The sequence below is a fragment of the Runella zeae DSM 19591 genome (genome assembly GCF_000423565.1).
In the GTDB taxonomy this organism is placed as follows: domain Bacteria; phylum Bacteroidota; class Bacteroidia; order Cytophagales; family Spirosomataceae; genus Runella; species Runella zeae.
In genome coordinates this window covers 47978-62576 of sequence record NZ_AUIF01000046.1, presented here as the reverse complement: position 1 = coordinate 62576, position 14599 = coordinate 47978, and the positions used below count along the sequence as shown (strand labels likewise).

13 protein-coding genes are annotated in these 14599 nt (G+C 39.1%); 6 read left to right on the top strand and 7 right to left on the bottom strand.

Going from position 1 to position 14599, the window contains the following annotated elements; genetic code table 11:
• Position 1: 1 nt before the first annotated feature.
• The 4 genes from G563_RS0114760 to G563_RS0114745 form a co-directional block, all read right to left on the bottom strand.
• Complete coding sequence (locus G563_RS0114760) at positions 2-817, bottom strand: RpnC/YadD family protein (protein WP_028665997.1); 816 nt, start codon at positions 815-817, stop codon at positions 2-4.
• A 66-nt stretch (positions 818-883) separates the two neighbouring features.
• Positions 884-1837 (bottom strand): helix-turn-helix domain-containing protein, encoded by a 954-nt coding sequence (locus tag G563_RS0114755; protein ID WP_229598513.1) that lies wholly within the window; start codon positions 1835-1837, stop codon positions 884-886.
• A 63-nt stretch (positions 1838-1900) separates the two neighbouring features.
• Positions 1901-2740, bottom strand: a complete 840-nt coding sequence (locus G563_RS0114750) for an SDR family NAD(P)-dependent oxidoreductase (protein ID WP_028665995.1) — start codon at positions 2738-2740, stop codon at positions 1901-1903.
• A 100-nt stretch (positions 2741-2840) separates the two neighbouring features.
• Positions 2841-5264, bottom strand: a complete 2424-nt coding sequence (locus G563_RS0114745; protein WP_028665994.1) for a TonB-dependent receptor — start codon at positions 5262-5264, stop codon at positions 2841-2843.
• A gap of 197 nt (positions 5265-5461) precedes the next feature.
• Between G563_RS0114745 and G563_RS0114740 the strand changes: the two genes are divergently transcribed.
• From G563_RS0114740 to G563_RS0114725, 4 genes are all read left to right on the top strand, one after another.
• The gene (locus G563_RS0114740; RefSeq protein ID WP_037326941.1) at positions 5462-6292 is read left to right on the top strand and encodes a TlpA family protein disulfide reductase; all 831 of its coding nucleotides are present in this window, start codon (positions 5462-5464) and stop codon (positions 6290-6292) included.
• A gap of 92 nt (positions 6293-6384) precedes the next feature.
• On the top strand, positions 6385-7446 hold the full coding sequence (locus G563_RS34805) for a sensor histidine kinase (protein ID WP_051210993.1): 1062 nt from the start codon (positions 6385-6387) through the stop codon (positions 7444-7446).
• A 23-nt stretch (positions 7447-7469) separates the two neighbouring features.
• On the top strand, positions 7470-8183 hold the full coding sequence (locus G563_RS0114730) for a LytR/AlgR family response regulator transcription factor (protein ID WP_028665992.1): 714 nt from the start codon (positions 7470-7472) through the stop codon (positions 8181-8183).
• A 193-nt stretch (positions 8184-8376) separates the two neighbouring features.
• Positions 8377-8874, top strand: coding sequence for a hypothetical protein (locus G563_RS0114725; RefSeq protein WP_157585344.1), 498 nt, complete (start codon positions 8377-8379; stop codon positions 8872-8874).
• 118 nt (positions 8875-8992) lie between these two features.
• Here G563_RS0114725 and G563_RS37020 read toward each other — a convergent pair whose 3' ends face one another.
• From G563_RS37020 to G563_RS0114710, 3 genes are all read right to left on the bottom strand, one after another.
• Positions 8993-9796: an alpha/beta fold hydrolase gene (locus G563_RS37020; RefSeq protein WP_169579763.1), complete on the bottom strand. Its 804-nt coding sequence runs from the start codon at positions 9794-9796 to the stop codon at positions 8993-8995.
• A gap of 121 nt (positions 9797-9917) precedes the next feature.
• Positions 9918-10565 carry a family 16 glycoside hydrolase gene (locus G563_RS34795; protein ID WP_157585342.1) on the bottom strand — a complete coding sequence of 216 codons (648 nt, stop codon included), beginning with the start codon at positions 10563-10565 and terminating at the stop codon, positions 9918-9920.
• Between the two features lie 102 nt (positions 10566-10667).
• A complete protein-coding gene (locus tag G563_RS0114710) occupies positions 10668-12098 on the bottom strand; it encodes a 3-keto-alpha-glucoside-1,2-lyase-like domain-containing protein (protein WP_028665989.1) in 1431 nt (476 codons plus the stop codon).
• Positions 12099-12297: 199 nt separating this feature from the next.
• On the opposite strand from G563_RS0114710, the gene G563_RS0114705 reads away from it, so the two are divergent.
• Positions 12298-13575, top strand: coding sequence for a hypothetical protein (locus G563_RS0114705; RefSeq protein ID WP_051210990.1), 1278 nt, complete (start codon positions 12298-12300; stop codon positions 13573-13575).
• A 137-nt stretch (positions 13576-13712) separates the two neighbouring features.
• Positions 13713-14588 carry a TraB/GumN family protein gene (locus G563_RS0114700; protein ID WP_028665987.1) on the top strand — a complete coding sequence of 292 codons (876 nt, stop codon included), beginning with the start codon at positions 13713-13715 and terminating at the stop codon, positions 14586-14588.
• Positions 14589-14599: the final 11 nt, after the last annotated feature.

The following is a 14599-nucleotide window of genomic DNA, read 5'->3' as shown; positions in this document are numbered from 1 at the left end:
GCTATTTATCTATGGTAATTGCTCCTTTTACTTTCTTGACAAACTCAACTGATACACTCGCAATTTTAGCAATTTTTTCGACTGTAAAATCACTTTCTAAGAGCAGATTGGTCACAAACTTAACTTGTGCTTTCTCCTGACCTATCAAAAAAGCCACGTCTTTTTTTTCATCAATATATTTTGCAATACTATCCATGACAATTAGTTTTAATATTCTTTCCAATTTACGCAGTTGAGCTAATATTCGCAACTGTTTGAAGTACCTTTTTAACGACAAATCCCCTTCGGTAGTTTCTTCCAAACGGAGGATTATCTGCTTGAGAGCATTTTCGGGTGTCTCTTGGGCAAAATTTGCTAAAACACTCAAAATCACCTCTTCTGGTTTAGTCGAATTGAGAAAAATATGAAAATCAAGTTCTGCGAAAGCAATCATGGCAAAATCAAATTTCAAATGTTTGCTCTCGATATTTGTTGACATTTTAGGCTTTGAGGAACCAAGAAATAGTACAAACTGCTCAATGGGTAATTTATATTTCCGTTCAAGCATTACATAATACTCGGCCATCCGATAGACCATTTCAGATTCATTGGATACCTGAAATTCAATTTGCAACACAAAGGTATTGCCCAAACTATCCGTTACTTTTTTTAATACATCTGGCTTTCTCTCCTTAGTATGTTGCACATCGTCAGGCAGTTCTTCCCTTAAAACAGTTGTAATTCCCAATACATTTTGCATCAAACTTGGAATAACTGCTTCTATATTCTCCTTAAAAATCTTATCGTATTGACTCGCCTGATTTTTACTCTGCTTCATACAGCAAAACTACACAGAAGTAATTGATTTTGAAAGGGATAAAGCAGCGAAATGAGCACTTAAGAATCAATTAAAACTCGTCCGAAATTCCAATGGGCTTTGCCTGGTTTTACTTTTAAATAACTTACTGAAACTCTGGGGATGCTCAAAACCAAGCTCATAAGCGATTTCGCTTACCGACAAATCCGTTGTTGAAAGCTTTGTTTTGGCCTTTTCGATTAGTTTTTCATGGATATGATGTTGAGCATTTTGACCAGTAAGCGCTCGCAGCATATCGCTTAAGTACCCCGCAGAAATAGCCAAACGGTCGGCTAGGTACTGCACTTTGGGAATACCCTTCTGCAACGATGTCTCGTCATTAAAATACGCCTCCAGCAAATCGTCAAATTGCTGAAGTAATGTATGATTAAGCGACTTTCGGGTCATGAATTGACGTTTATAGAATCGCTGTGCATAATTCAACAACAGTTCCAGTTGTGCCATAATCACATCATGGCTAAGCTCATCGATACGACTCGTTAGTTCATCTTCAATCGTTCGTAAAAGATTCAAAATAATGTTTTTTTCTTTTTCCGATAAATGCAGCGCTTCATTGACCGAATACGAAAAAAAGTGGTATTTCTTGATTTTAGAAGCTAAAGGATAGTTCAGTAGAAAATCTGGATGAATCAATATCGCGATTTCATGTCGAGTACAAGGAGCTCCATGCTGATTTCGCTCATCTAGGCTTCCTGCTACTACTTGATTAGGAGCAGCAAAAAACATTCCACCTTCGTTAAAATCAAAATGAGTTTGTCCATAGCGTAGTTGCCCACCAAGGTTAGGGCGAAAAGCTATCTTATAAAAACTCAACACATGGCCCTCCTGAGGAGCATTAGCAAGTATCGGGCTATCGATTCCGTTCAATAATGCAATCAAAGGATGTTGAGGCGGAGGAAAACCAATAACCTTCATCGCTTCGGTGAGCGAACCAAACTTGAGGAGAGATGCATCGGTTTTTTTCATTGACAGTGCTGACATGGTTGGTTTGAGTCTTCGCAACGAGCACTAGTGCAGTGCTCATTGCAGAACAGATAATTGTCTTTAGCCTTGAGCAGCAATTGCTACTTCTTGCCATTCTTCCCAAACTTTGATTCGGTCGGCATATACCTCGCGAAGGGCGGTGAGATTATGACTACCCAACAACAAACGTAGAGGCGGTTGGGTTGCATCTACTACCAATAAAATAGCCGATGCAGTAGCATTGGGATTACCCCTCGAATAATTTTTGATTTCATCAAAAACAGCTGCTCGCAAGTCCTCATACTGTGGCAAACTACCCGAAAACTTCAACGATGTGGGACTTCCAAACTCAGTAGCATACGCACCTGGCTCAATAATGGTCACGTCGATTCCAAATGGCTTCACTTCCGTGGCTAGGCTTTCATAAATAGCTTCAAAGGCCCATTTTGATGAACAATAATAGCCAATTAATGGAATGACTTGGTGTCCTAAATTGCTGGAAACGCCCAAAATATGACCATAACCTTGCTGGCGAAGCAACGGCAAAACTGCCTGAATAACAGCTACGGGGCCTAATACGTTGGTTTCATACAATGCCCTAATTTCCTCCATGCTAGCTTCTTCTATCGTGCCTACAAGCGAATAGCCCGCATTATTGATAACAATATCCAGTTTCCCAAAATGATTATATGCCGCTGTTACAGCTTCTTTTACTTGGTCGGTTTGGGTTACATCTAGTGATAAGGTAAGTACATTTTCAGCGTATTTATCTCTCAAATCAGCTAGGCTATCGAGATTTCTAGCAGTAGCTGCTACCTTATCGCCACGTTGGAGTGCCGCCTCGGCCCACACACGGCCAAAACCACGAGAAGAGCCTGTGATAAACCACACTTTAGGGTTGTTTTTCTTTGCTTGTTTCATTCTGTATTTGTTTAAAATTTGAATGGAACAAAGGTCTTTGATCCCCGATTCAAACACGTAGCCAATTTGAGGGATTTTGTAGTCTAAACGAGGGCTTCAATTAAAACCGTCCTCGCTCTTCGTCTTTCGAATCATACTTTACTACACGGGTATTTTTACCAAAGGTTCTGGAATAGGTTACTTTAACAACCCGATAAAATACCGTTTCATCGCGCCAATTTGACACTGTATTGATGTCAAACGCAATGGGCGTCATGCCTCCGTTGTGTGAATATACACTAAACGAACGAAACACATCGGGTAAAGTAAGCAATAAGGTTCCTTTGTCATTTTTAAGTTTTTTAGCAATTCCTACATTGGCTACACCAAAACCTTTGATTGTATTTGGCCCTTCAAAATAGGGCATATTGTACCATCCCGAAAGCTCAATTTCAAAGTTTTTAGGTAAGTTGATTTGTTGTGAAAAATTGAGATTCTGAAACACATATCGCTTTTGGGCAGGAAATTGACTGTAAGAAACCTTATAATCTCGGAGAGACGTGAGGGTGTTGAGGGTAAATTTCCACCATTTTGTAAGTTGAAAAGGGTAACTCAAAAATAGATTCAGGCTTTTCATGTAATCCAGGTTTTGTGGCGAAGAAACGCCCACATCTTTGGTGGCGTTTGAGGTAATCTGATACCTCAAAATAGGATTCAAATCGTATTGAACTGAAATACCAATACTCAAACCTTTTTTTGAATACTCAACTTTGAGCATATCAGAAAGCGTAGGTTTTAGCAATGGATTTCCAGAAAAAATAAAAGTGGGGTCGGTGTAAAACAAATTGGAAATCAAATCGGTATAGGCAGGGCGACTAATACGGCGACTATAATTGAAATTAATCGAGGAATTTTGATTAATGGCGTAGGTATAAAGCACTGAAGGAAAGAGTTTTGAAATTTCAAACACTTCCTCTTGATTGCTAAAATCTCTTTTCCAATATTCATAACGCAACCCCAAAAGAAGGTTACTTTTAGCGTCAAGCATATATTTAACTTGAGAATATACCGCTGCAATCCGTTCCTGACTTTTGAGTTGGCTTTGCGAGCGTGGGTCTATTTCCCAAGTGTCGTTTACTTTTCTTTCTACCTTACTGTCGTTTTCATTTTGTGCAAAACTTGTTTTTATGCCAAAATCCGCATTGATTTTTTCGCTAAATTGAATGTTCAAATCAGCTTTAAAAACGCCCACATGTATTTTAGAAATGCTTTCGCCCCTATTTCCATACGTAAAAATTGAAAATTGGGGTTTTATCGGCTGCTTTTGTTCGTCAAAATATTCAGACGAAATACCTGCGGGGCTGTTGTTGGAATAATTAATGTAGCTAAAATCGGCATTGAATTGTGTTTTAGGCGAAAAGGTCTGTTTCAGATAAAACGAAGAAATATTATTTTGCTTGGTCGTCAATCCATCTGAAAGCATTGCTATTTCAAAAAAATCGCCCCTTTGTAGCTGATAAGTACCTCCGTTGTTAACCAAATTATGAGATTTATCAAAACTTCCAACAACATCTACACCAAGTGTAGTTTTGGGGTTAGGCTGATATTGTACCGCAAAATTTAGATTATGATTGTTTTGGTATCGGCGAGCAATCCCATAAAAAGTATTGTAGCTTTCGCCCAACATAAACGAAGCCCCTGCTGTACCATCGCCTGCGTATCCAGATTTCCGAACATCATGATTGAAGGAATAGGAAGCATTAAGATTTAGCTTTTTAAATCCATGAGAAAAGCCAACTGTGGTAAGGACTTTTTCTTTATAACCATATCCTGCGGTAGCCGACAAATTGATTTTCGTACCCAACGTTTCGTTGTTTTTAAACACAATATTGATAACCCCCGCCCCTCCGTCGGCGTCGTATTGGGCAGTGGGAGAAGTGATGAGTTCAATTTTTTCGATGTTATCGGCCACTGTATTTTCAAGCAGCGACATCAATTCATCCATCGGCATCTGCACTTTTCGGCCATTGAACATGATCGTTACGCCGCTTTGTCCGTTCAAGCTAAATTGGTTGTTTCGTCGATCCGAAATCACCCCTGGCAGACGCTCCAGTACCTGCAACGCATTGCTGCCTTTGGTCATCAGGCTACTTTGAACATTGATAATTTTGCCCAGCGGCGTGGTTTGAATCAGTTCTTTTTTGGCTGATACTCGTACTTCTTCAAGGGTGTTGTTTTCTTCTAAAAGTGTCAAATCGGGAAGAATCAATTCTCGTGCTGAGGTTTGGACTTCCAACGGTTCACTCCAAAGCGTTTGGTAACCAATTCCACTGATTTTCAGATAATAGCTACCTGATTTAAGGTTCGACAATTCATATTTTCCGTTTTCATTCGTAGTGGTTCCTGTAACTAAGATGCTATCTGAAACTTGGTAAAGCGTAACGTTTACAAACGGCACGGATTCACGTTTGGAGGAAATGACTTTCCCCGTAATTTGTGCGAAAGCGAAATTTGAAAAAAGAAGGATAATCAATAGCGTTTTCATGTTTCTGTTTTTTCTTCAAAGAAAATGAGACGCTTATTTGAAAAATGGAGCGATTGACTAACTGTCAAAATTGATTGATAAAATGTAAAAAATGGTGAGTTAGCCTATTTTATCCCATTTTTGGGGTATTTGAAACCACTTTTTACTTCACGAGAGTTGTTTGCGCTAAACTTGCGTTTCAAAACCTTAACACGCTCATGATAAAATCCCCCTATTTCTGGCTAGCTGCCCTTATGGCTGCTCTCATCCCCTTTTTCATAATCGACATTGTACACCACTATCTTGATTGGAAAAAAGAAGTAAGAGAAGAACTAATCATTGTTGTACAAAACCTATACACTTTCACTAAAGCCCAAAAAGCCAACATCTTAGACCGAGTTTTTGAACGAAACCAAACTTTGATGTTCCTTATGTACTTCAAAAGCTTTGTGATTTTGCTTTTCATGGGAGGGAGTAGTTATTTTTTCTGGCGTTATCAAAAACAAGAAAAACCCAAACTCTGGAAACCTTTGCTTTATACGATTGGAATGGTGGCTTGTTTGCTATCAATAAAAATCTTTGTATTAAATAGACTCCATTCCAATGAAAATGTGAGACTTATCTCCATCAATCCAAATACCTCATCGTTTGAGGAAGTTTATAACAATCATTTTAAAGGAAGCGTTGTCTATGTGGATTTTTGGGGTACTACTTGTGGACCTTGCTTACAAGAATTTAGGAATTTTACCAAACCCCTCAAAGAGAAGTATCGAACAAGAAACGACATTAAATACCTCTATGTAGCACAGGGAAACGAATACCTCTGGCGTGAGCAAATCAAAAAATACAACGTAGAGGGAAATCATATTTTTATTGGGGAAGACCAGTACGCCAACCTCTATCGACAATCTACCAAAGATAGTACGATACTGATGCCGCGCTATTTAATCATCAATAAAAAAGGGAAAATAGTAGAAGTAAACGCCAAGAGGCCAAGTGACCGTGATAGTCTGTATCTGCAATTAGAGCTATACTTAGCAGAAAAATAGACCCTTTTCGTCAATTATTTTCGACACTACATCAATCTGTGAGGCATTTGTACACCATAAAGTGCTAATTTTCAGCCCTAAAAATGGTTCAAATGTCTCATTGGTTTTTCAAATATAAACTTCATCACATTCCCTTTTGGATTGCCAACCATCTGGCTTGGATGATGATTAATGTGGGTAGTTTTGAAGGCGTAATTAATTATCTTTTTAAAGGAGAATTGCCTGTCAAATTCATCGGATACATTATTTTTCAAGCAGCGGGAGCTTATTTTATTCTATACTATCTGATTCCTAAGTTTTTGTATGTGGGCAAGTATCGCAGCTATATTTTGGCGGTACTCCTCACCGTTTTGGTGTGTACGGCGTTCATTACGGCAGGTTATTTTTTGAACGCTTATTATTCAAAACTGACATTTTTTGAGTTGTTCAACAAACGTCCTGACCAATGGTTTGTCATTTTTTCTACGGCGGCTTTTCCTTCTACCGTAGGTTCGATGACTTTGGCAATGAGCATAAAACTTGGCAAAAACTGGCTTGAAGCCGAAAAAAGACGAATTGCAATCGAAAAAGACCAGCTTGAAACCGAGCTCAAATACCTAAAATCGCAGATAAACCCTCATTTTCTGTTCAATACCATCAATTCTATTTTTGTCCTGATTCACAAAAATCCCGATTTGGCGTCGGAGTCGTTGGCTTCATTTTCAGAAATGCTTCGTTATCAACTATATGAATGCAATGACGAGAAGATTTTGTTGAGCAAAGACCTTCAATTTTTGGAAAACTTTATCGAACTGGAAACTTTACGTTTGAACGAAAATCAAACTGAATTGGTGTTTGAATTGAACCATGAGTCGGCTCGAGGTCATCAGATTTCGCCATTTATTTTGTTGCCTTTTGTCGAAAATGCCTTTAAACACGTATCAAAGGGAAAAACCCAAGCGAATTTTATAAAATTAATCCTTTTCGTCACCCCTGAAAACGTACTTCATCTGTACATCAAAAACAGCAGAGACGAAAAAATAAGTACTGAGAATTCAGGAATTGGATTAAAAAATATACAAAGGAGACTCAATTTGATTTATCCCAATCGACATACTTTAGAAATAGAACGAGAAATAGCTATTTTCAAAGTTAGTTTAAAAATTAACCTGTAAACCCATCACTTGGACAGCCTACGATGAAATTACGATGTGTCATAGTAGACGACGAACCCTTGGCAAGCGAGGGTTTGGCAAAATACGTTGAGGTGATTGATTACCTCGAACTCATCGCTATTGCCGAAAATCCACTCGAACTCAACAAATTAATTGAGAATCAACCCATTGACCTTATCTTTCTTGATATTCAAATGCCCCACATGACAGGTTTGGACTTTCTTAAAATCAAGCCTAATCTCCCCATGGTTATTTTGACAACGGCCTATCCCAACTACGCCTTAGAAGGATTTCAGTTTGATGCAGTCGATTATTTGCTAAAACCCATCACTTTCAATCGTTTTTTCAAAGCAACAAACAAAGCCAAAGACTTGTATTTATTAAAGAATCAAGCCCTTAAAAATTCTGAATCCGATTATTTGTTTATCAAATGCGAAAGTAAATACGAGAAAATTTTGGTGGATGAAATTCTATTTGTACAAGCCCTTCAAAACTACGTCATTATTCATACCCTTCGGGGAAAATTTATGACCTTATTACCCCTCAAAACGGTAGAAGAATACCTCAACCCAAGCACGTTTTTACGCGTTCATAAGTCTTATCTTGTCGCTATTTCCAAGGTTGAAAGTATCGAAAACAATGAACTTTCTATTCAGAATCAGTTCATCCCCATCAGCCGCAACCTACGTGAAAGGGTATTGGAGGTCGTCGTTAAAAGTAAGTTGTTGACGAAATAAACTTTCCAAGTTTGTTCTCAAAAGTACCCAAAACTTGGAAAGCCTACCTAAATTTCCCAAACAGACTTTCCAAGTTTATACTCACAAGAACCCAAAACTTGGAAAGTCTACCTAATAATTTTTGTAAGCTCTCCAACCAATCCTCCCTTAAATGTGTCTTCACAAAAAAACATTTATTAAAGCCATACATATTATGAAAACTCGTCTCATTTTCGTGATTGTCAGTTTCGTTTTAGCCCACTTCTTTATATCCTGCTCAAAAGACAAAGAAGTCATTACAGACCCTGAAAATCAACAGATTCTTAAAGACAAAACGCTTTTCGACTCCTACATGAAGGCACGCACCTCTGCCACTCAGACTTCCTATTTTGAGCTGAAAGAAATAAAGCGCGAAAACGGAATCCTCACCATTAAGATTTTGGGAGATTGTGACAAAGAACATTATAAAGTAGTGTGGGATGGTGCCGTCATGGAGTCATTTCCAATGCAAATCAACCTTTTAATAGCCTATAACAGACCCAAAGATTTAGTTTGCGATGCTAGCTTGCACGAACATACCCTTGAAGTAAACTTAAAAGAACTCATCGGCCATGATTTCAAAGATTCGGATTATATAATTCACGTCCTCAACGGCTCGCAAGAAAAAGATAAAACCATCGACCCCAACCGAACAGTGACCGACAAAAAATAGATTGTGATAGCCTTTCCAAGTTTATTCTCACAAGTACCCAAAACTTGGAAAGGCTAACCAAATTTCTCAAACTGACTTTCCAAGTTTATTCTCACAAGTACCCAAAACTTGGTAAGTCTTATTCTTCTAGGCTTTCAATCAAAATTTTGAGGTTGTTAACCACCGATTTAGGCTCATTCCAATGGATATAATGTCCTGCATTGGTGAGATAAATGAGTGTTCCCCCTTTGGTTGATGAATAAATCAACTTTTTCCAACGCTCCATGTTAGAATTATTTTTTATATGAAAGAAGGTTTCATGGTCATAGTCTTTGCTTCTTTGTTCAATAGGCACTTCAAATTTACCACCCACAAAAAAGTAAATCGGCACGTTGGGTAACGGCAAAGAAGCGATTTCAGCAAAATCTGTTTTCCTCAAATCATTCAAAACTTGTCTTTCACTCCACGGGCCATAATGCAAAGAATCTACTTTGGGCCTTGGTTGGTAAAGACGATTTTGTAACATCTCATCTATCTTTTTTTCTGGAACTCCCATCTTTCTAAAAATATTGTTCCAGTCATTTTTAGTTTCTGTAAAGTCAGCAGGGTCAATAAAAACCAAACCAGCCACTTCATTGGGATAAAAGCCCGCGTATCCCCTGCTGTAAACACCACCTAAGGAATGACCGACTAAAACGTATGGAGGCGCTATTTGAAGTTTAGTAAGGAGTTCATGCAGATTTTCAGCTACTAATTTTGGCGTGGGCATTTTGTAAACTTTTTCAGACTTCCCTATTCCCGCCCGGTCATAAGTCATCACAGGAGCAAAAGCTGCAACTTGCTCGGCAATCTTTTTCCAGTTCCCCAAATCAACGCCCATGCCATTTTCAAAGATGATGATTGGCGTATTTTCTTTTCTATTTTCTAACTCTTTTACAAACACATTAAACTTGGTACCGTTGACAGTCACCAACTTCTCTTGTCCAAACAATGAGAGTGAAAGAAAAGACAAAGCAAGTAGTATTCTCATTGGAATCAGTTTTGAGTAATGGGATAACCTCACCCTAATCTCGTTTTATTTTAAGATTCGCAAAATCGCCATTTGAATTATTTCCCACCCAAAATCCAATTTTTTTGCCAATTGGCGAAAGGTTGAGCGAGGGAATCTCCAAACACGGTTCATTAAAGTTATTAACAAATACGGTAATTTTATTTGCCCTTACTACTACTTTTACACGAAACCAATCTGTAGCCTGAATTGTCGAGGGCTTGATAGCTGACTCAAATTCATCTTTTCGGGTATTTCTTAGTTGTTGAAAGCCGTATTTGGGTTCAAATACGTATTGAACGGCGTGTATTTTACGTACAGAATCGGTAGATTGAAAATTGAAAGAGCGAAAATAAACCGTCTCATACGTTTCATTATCTACCCCGTGAAAGGCAATTCCAATGAAACTTTTTTGTAAAACATCTCTGCCTTTGGCCTCAAACTCTATTTCTCCCTCAGAAAACTCCAATCCCTCGACCCAAGCCACCCCAGCACCTGCGCCTTCACTCAATCGCACGATTTTCTTTTCGTTTTCAAAAATCTGCTCAATAGTCCGATTGTAAACAATATAGCTAGGCTTTGAGGCTGTGGTTGACTGTTGCGACCAACTTGTCAAAGAAGATAATCCTATTAGGAAGTAGAATACATTACAAAAGCATTTCATAATTCTTAGGTTTATTAGTTTTGCTATCCCCGTGTTTTTTTCAGTAAACTTTCCAAGTTTATACTCACAAGAACCCAAAACTTGGAAAGTCTACAACTCTCGTTACTGCTTCACAAACTCCTTCACATCCACGCCTTGTTTCAGGTTTAATTTATTTTCGGTTGGTCTAAACTGTATCGTGGCAAAAACCTGAGGAATAGAAAAAGTATGATTACCAATGTATTTCATCTTAAATTCTGTATCTGAATTTACCATCTTTGCCACAAGTTTTCCCTCTTTCTGTACAATCGTCAACTTATAATCGCTTGCGGGCTGGGCATATACCCCTACGTAGGGTTCAAGGGGTGTATTTTTAATCTCTTCCGCTAAATTAAGGATGCTTGAAACCTCATCGGTGCGTTCAATTTTTTCGGCATTTTCAATTCGAGCCATCAGTCCCCAGCCATAAAAATCGTTAGCTACTGCAATAAGCAGCTCGTTTTCACCTTTTTTCAAATGGAGTTTAGCGACCGTATTATCAATAGAAAGCCTTCCCCCTGGTTTTTTCCGCATTCCTACTTGTTGGAACAAGTTTTTATCTACCAAAACCATTTCATTGTTGAGATACACCCAAATTTCGTCGTTGAAGCCTATCTGCAAGTTGGTAAAAGTGGGTTCAGAAGCAGTGAGCGTCGTTTTGAGCCAAACGAGTTTTCGCTGAGGCGTGGCTCCGAAACGACGAGTTAGGTTGACCAGACCCGCTGTTTCGGCGTCGATACTTTCAGAAAATGCCTCCGCGTCAGGCAAGTTTTCGGCAAACGTCTCGGTACCTTTTGGAAATAAAATGGGGGAAGTAATGGCCCATTTACGGAGGTATTGCCCATCATGCTTGGTCATATCGGTGCCTTCATAACTCGCCAACCCTTCCGTTTCATTGGGCTTAATTTGTAAGTTTGTAATGTAACCTTCTCCCTCAAAAGCGACGCTACCTTCAGCGATTGTCCCTTCTAATTTCGGAATTTCTAATACCGTATTGACCATATCGTTCACATACACCTTCATTTGTTTACCCGAAATCACCAACTTCATGTGATTCCATTCACTCGCCTTTGCCATGGCAGGAGCTTGGTATTGTGGGTAAATATCCCACATGTTGACTCCATCAAAATAGGGCGCGTATTGAATGCCTTGATTGGCTAGTTTACTCCCGATTCGGGGTACACGTAGATAAACAATTTCTTGTTCTTTGGCATCTTTTCGGTGAAAATAAACCGACGATGCAAACTCGGCAGGGTGCGGTTCTACGTCAAATTCAATCGTGCCATCCTTGAAAACCACGTCTTTCAACACCACCTGCCCTGACCTAGAGCCTATTTTCATGGACTTTTTACCCTTATAATCCATAAATGTGACTTTCCCTTCCTGAAAATCCCAGCGTTCGGGTATCAGTAGATTCGAATTATCCGTTATTTTTAAAGAAGAAACATTCTTGTTTTTTTGTGTAACTCCTTGAAGTGACACAATCATTAACATAAATGAAAGTAATTTTTTCATGTAACTATAGCTGTTTAGTTTTGAATAAATTTTAAGCAGAGTTTCTGATGTGGGCACGATAGCCAAAAAGACTTCCAAAAGTCTGCGATTGAGGCCATAAAAGAAGGTTCAAACTTGTGTCAAGTTAGGTTCAAGTTCATTTCATTGCCGTTTTGACTTATTTTTGCTACTTATGAACGCAACAGCCATTCACCCCCCGATGCTTAAGCTCAAATCCCAAATCGAAGCATGCCTTCAATGGGGCGAAAGCAGTATTTGGAACAACTATGATTTTGAAAAACTCAGTGAGCAGATTGTTGAAAAAACAGGCGTATCGTTGAGCGTATCGACCTTGAAACGAATTTTTGGAAAAGTAAGCTACAAAAGCGAGCCTTCCATGACTACCCTCAACGCCCTTGCACAGTTTCTGGACTACGAAGATTGGCGCGATTTTTTGGTCAAAAACACCGAAAATACCGACGAGGCTTCGCCCTCAAAAGTTATAGCAATACCACCCGTTTCGACACCGACTTTGCCTTCTCAAAAACCAAGTTTTTGGAATCGTCAACGGTGGGCGTTAGTGGCATTGGTCGTTGTTTCGTTAAGCATTTTTGGTTTCTATTTTCTTTCGAGCAAACCTAAATACAACCCTGACGATTTTAGCTTTTCGTCTAAAACCATACTTACGGAAGGATTGCCCAATTCGGTGATTTTTGATTTTGATGCTTCCAATGCTAACCCTCAAGATTCTATTTTTATTTCTCAATCGTGGGACGTGCGGCGCAAAGTATGGGTCAACAAAAACCACAAACATCATTCGTCTATTTACTATTATCCAGGCTATTTTAGAGCAAAATTGATGATCGGAAAAGAAATCATCAAAGAACACGACATTCAAATCAAAACCGACGGCTGGCTTGGCGTCGTTGAGGCCGATTGGGGCGTAGAACCTTTGTATTTTAAACAATCTGACATCGTAAAAACGCCCGTCGTTGAGGTCAACAAAGAACTGCTGGGAAAGTATAATGTCCCGCTTCACCCAACACCTCCCAAGGTTCGGATATTCAATCAAAAAGACATTAAGGGTATAATGACGGATAATTTTACCTTTGAAACCGAACTCAAAAGCGGCCCTCCTGAAGGAAGTAATGCTTGTCAAAAGATAACGGTGTTGCTGCAAGCAAAAAACGACATTATGATCATACCCCTTACGAGCGTTGGTTGCGTTGGTGATATTTCATTGGCTGCTTTTGGGTACTATGTAGAAAGCAAAAAGGCTGATTTGAGCGGTTTTGGCTGTACGCCCAGCGACTGGACCAAGCTCAGAATTGAATGTAAACAAGGGCTAATGAAACTGTTTGTCAATAATAAAGTGGCCTATACCGCCAAAATTGAGAATGCGCCTACAGACATCATCGGCGTTCAATACCGCTTCAACGGAACGGGCGCGGTACGCAATACGTGGTTGGAGGGCAAAGAGGAGAAAATTGTTTTTTAAAGCGTTTGTAAATTTCCGTTTGAGTCTAACTAGAAGGTATGAATTAAAGAATTTGAAAATGCCATAAGCAACTAATAATCAGCTTACATTTTGACAGTTAGAAAATACAGACAATACTTTTAGTATTTATTCCACACATGAAAAAAGTTATCTTGATGGGTATCTACCTGTGGGCAGCAATCGCTCTTCACGGCCAAAATACCCCCAAAACACTCCTTTGGCAAGTCACCAAATCAGGAAGTCCACATACCTCTTTTTTGTTTGGTACTTTTCATGAAGTAAGCCCTTCTTTTTTTCAATCCCTCTCCAATGCTGTAAGCAAGCTCCAACAATCGGATATTGTATATGTAGAGGAGAAAGCGGCGGTAGCTACCAATGCCTCACAGCATACACAAAATCCGTGGAATGCGGAGAAATGGCGTGCTATTTTGGATGATAAACAAGAAAAGATATTCAAGGATTTTATCAAAAAAGCCGATGATAGTGCTTATTATACGCTCAGTCCATTGCTTCTTACCATCACCACGTCAAGGCTGTACTTGACCAACTTTTGTGAGACCGAAACTCCTTTTACGGAATTAATGGATCATTATATCGAAAAATCGGCGCTCAATCTACACAAAAAAACGTATTCGTTAGACAGCCCACAACAGGCATTACTCAACCACGCCTCCCAAAACTTTAGTCATTCTCAAGACTCCGTATACGCTTCTTATTGTATTGATTTCATGAAAAATATGCTCCACAATGACCTCTCAGGCTGCACCTTCATCCATACCTATAAAAAGCTTGAGATTGATTACGAATTAGATAAAGATATTTCTACCAACACGATCTCTGCGCCCTTATTAATTGAACGAAATACCAAATGGCTACAAATACTCAGCAAAGCATTGGTAGCCAATAATTGCTTTGTGGCGGTAGGTTTCAGACATTTGTGTTATCAACAAGGCTTGATTCAACAACTCCGCAAACTCGGATATACCGTCACCCCGCTGTCCGTTTACAAGTAATTTTAAAAGCA

Bases quoted from the DNA above. Each gene is read 5' to 3' on its own strand.
- G563_RS34805 (WP_051210993.1), top strand. From the start codon at position 6,385: ATGTCTCATTGGTTTTTCAAATATAAACTTCATCACATTCCCTTTTGG.
- G563_RS0114725 (WP_157585344.1), top strand. From the start codon at position 8,377: ATGAAAACTCGTCTCATTTTCGTGATTGTCAGTTTCGTTTTAGCCCAC.
- G563_RS0114745 (WP_028665994.1), bottom strand. From the start codon at position 5,264: ATGAAAACGCTATTGATTATCCTTCTTTTTTCAAATTTCGCTTTCGCA.
- G563_RS0114730 (WP_028665992.1), top strand. From the start codon at position 7,470: ATGAAATTACGATGTGTCATAGTAGACGACGAACCCTTGGCAAGCGAG.
- G563_RS0114740 (WP_037326941.1), top strand. From the start codon at position 5,462: ATGATAAAATCCCCCTATTTCTGGCTAGCTGCCCTTATGGCTGCTCTC.
- G563_RS34795 (WP_157585342.1), bottom strand. From the start codon at position 10,565: ATGAAATGCTTTTGTAATGTATTCTACTTCCTAATAGGATTATCTTCT.
- G563_RS0114710 (WP_028665989.1), bottom strand. From the start codon at position 12,098: ATGAAAAAATTACTTTCATTTATGTTAATGATTGTGTCACTTCAAGGA.
- G563_RS0114700 (WP_028665987.1), top strand. From the start codon at position 13,713: ATGAAAAAAGTTATCTTGATGGGTATCTACCTGTGGGCAGCAATCGCT.
- G563_RS0114755 (WP_229598513.1), bottom strand. From the start codon at position 1,837: ATGTCAGCACTGTCAATGAAAAAAACCGATGCATCTCTCCTCAAGTTT.
- G563_RS0114750 (WP_028665995.1), bottom strand. From the start codon at position 2,740: ATGAAACAAGCAAAGAAAAACAACCCTAAAGTGTGGTTTATCACAGGC.
- G563_RS0114760 (WP_028665997.1), bottom strand. From the start codon at position 817: ATGAAGCAGAGTAAAAATCAGGCGAGTCAATACGATAAGATTTTTAAG.
- G563_RS0114705 (WP_051210990.1), top strand. From the start codon at position 12,298: ATGCTTAAGCTCAAATCCCAAATCGAAGCATGCCTTCAATGGGGCGAA.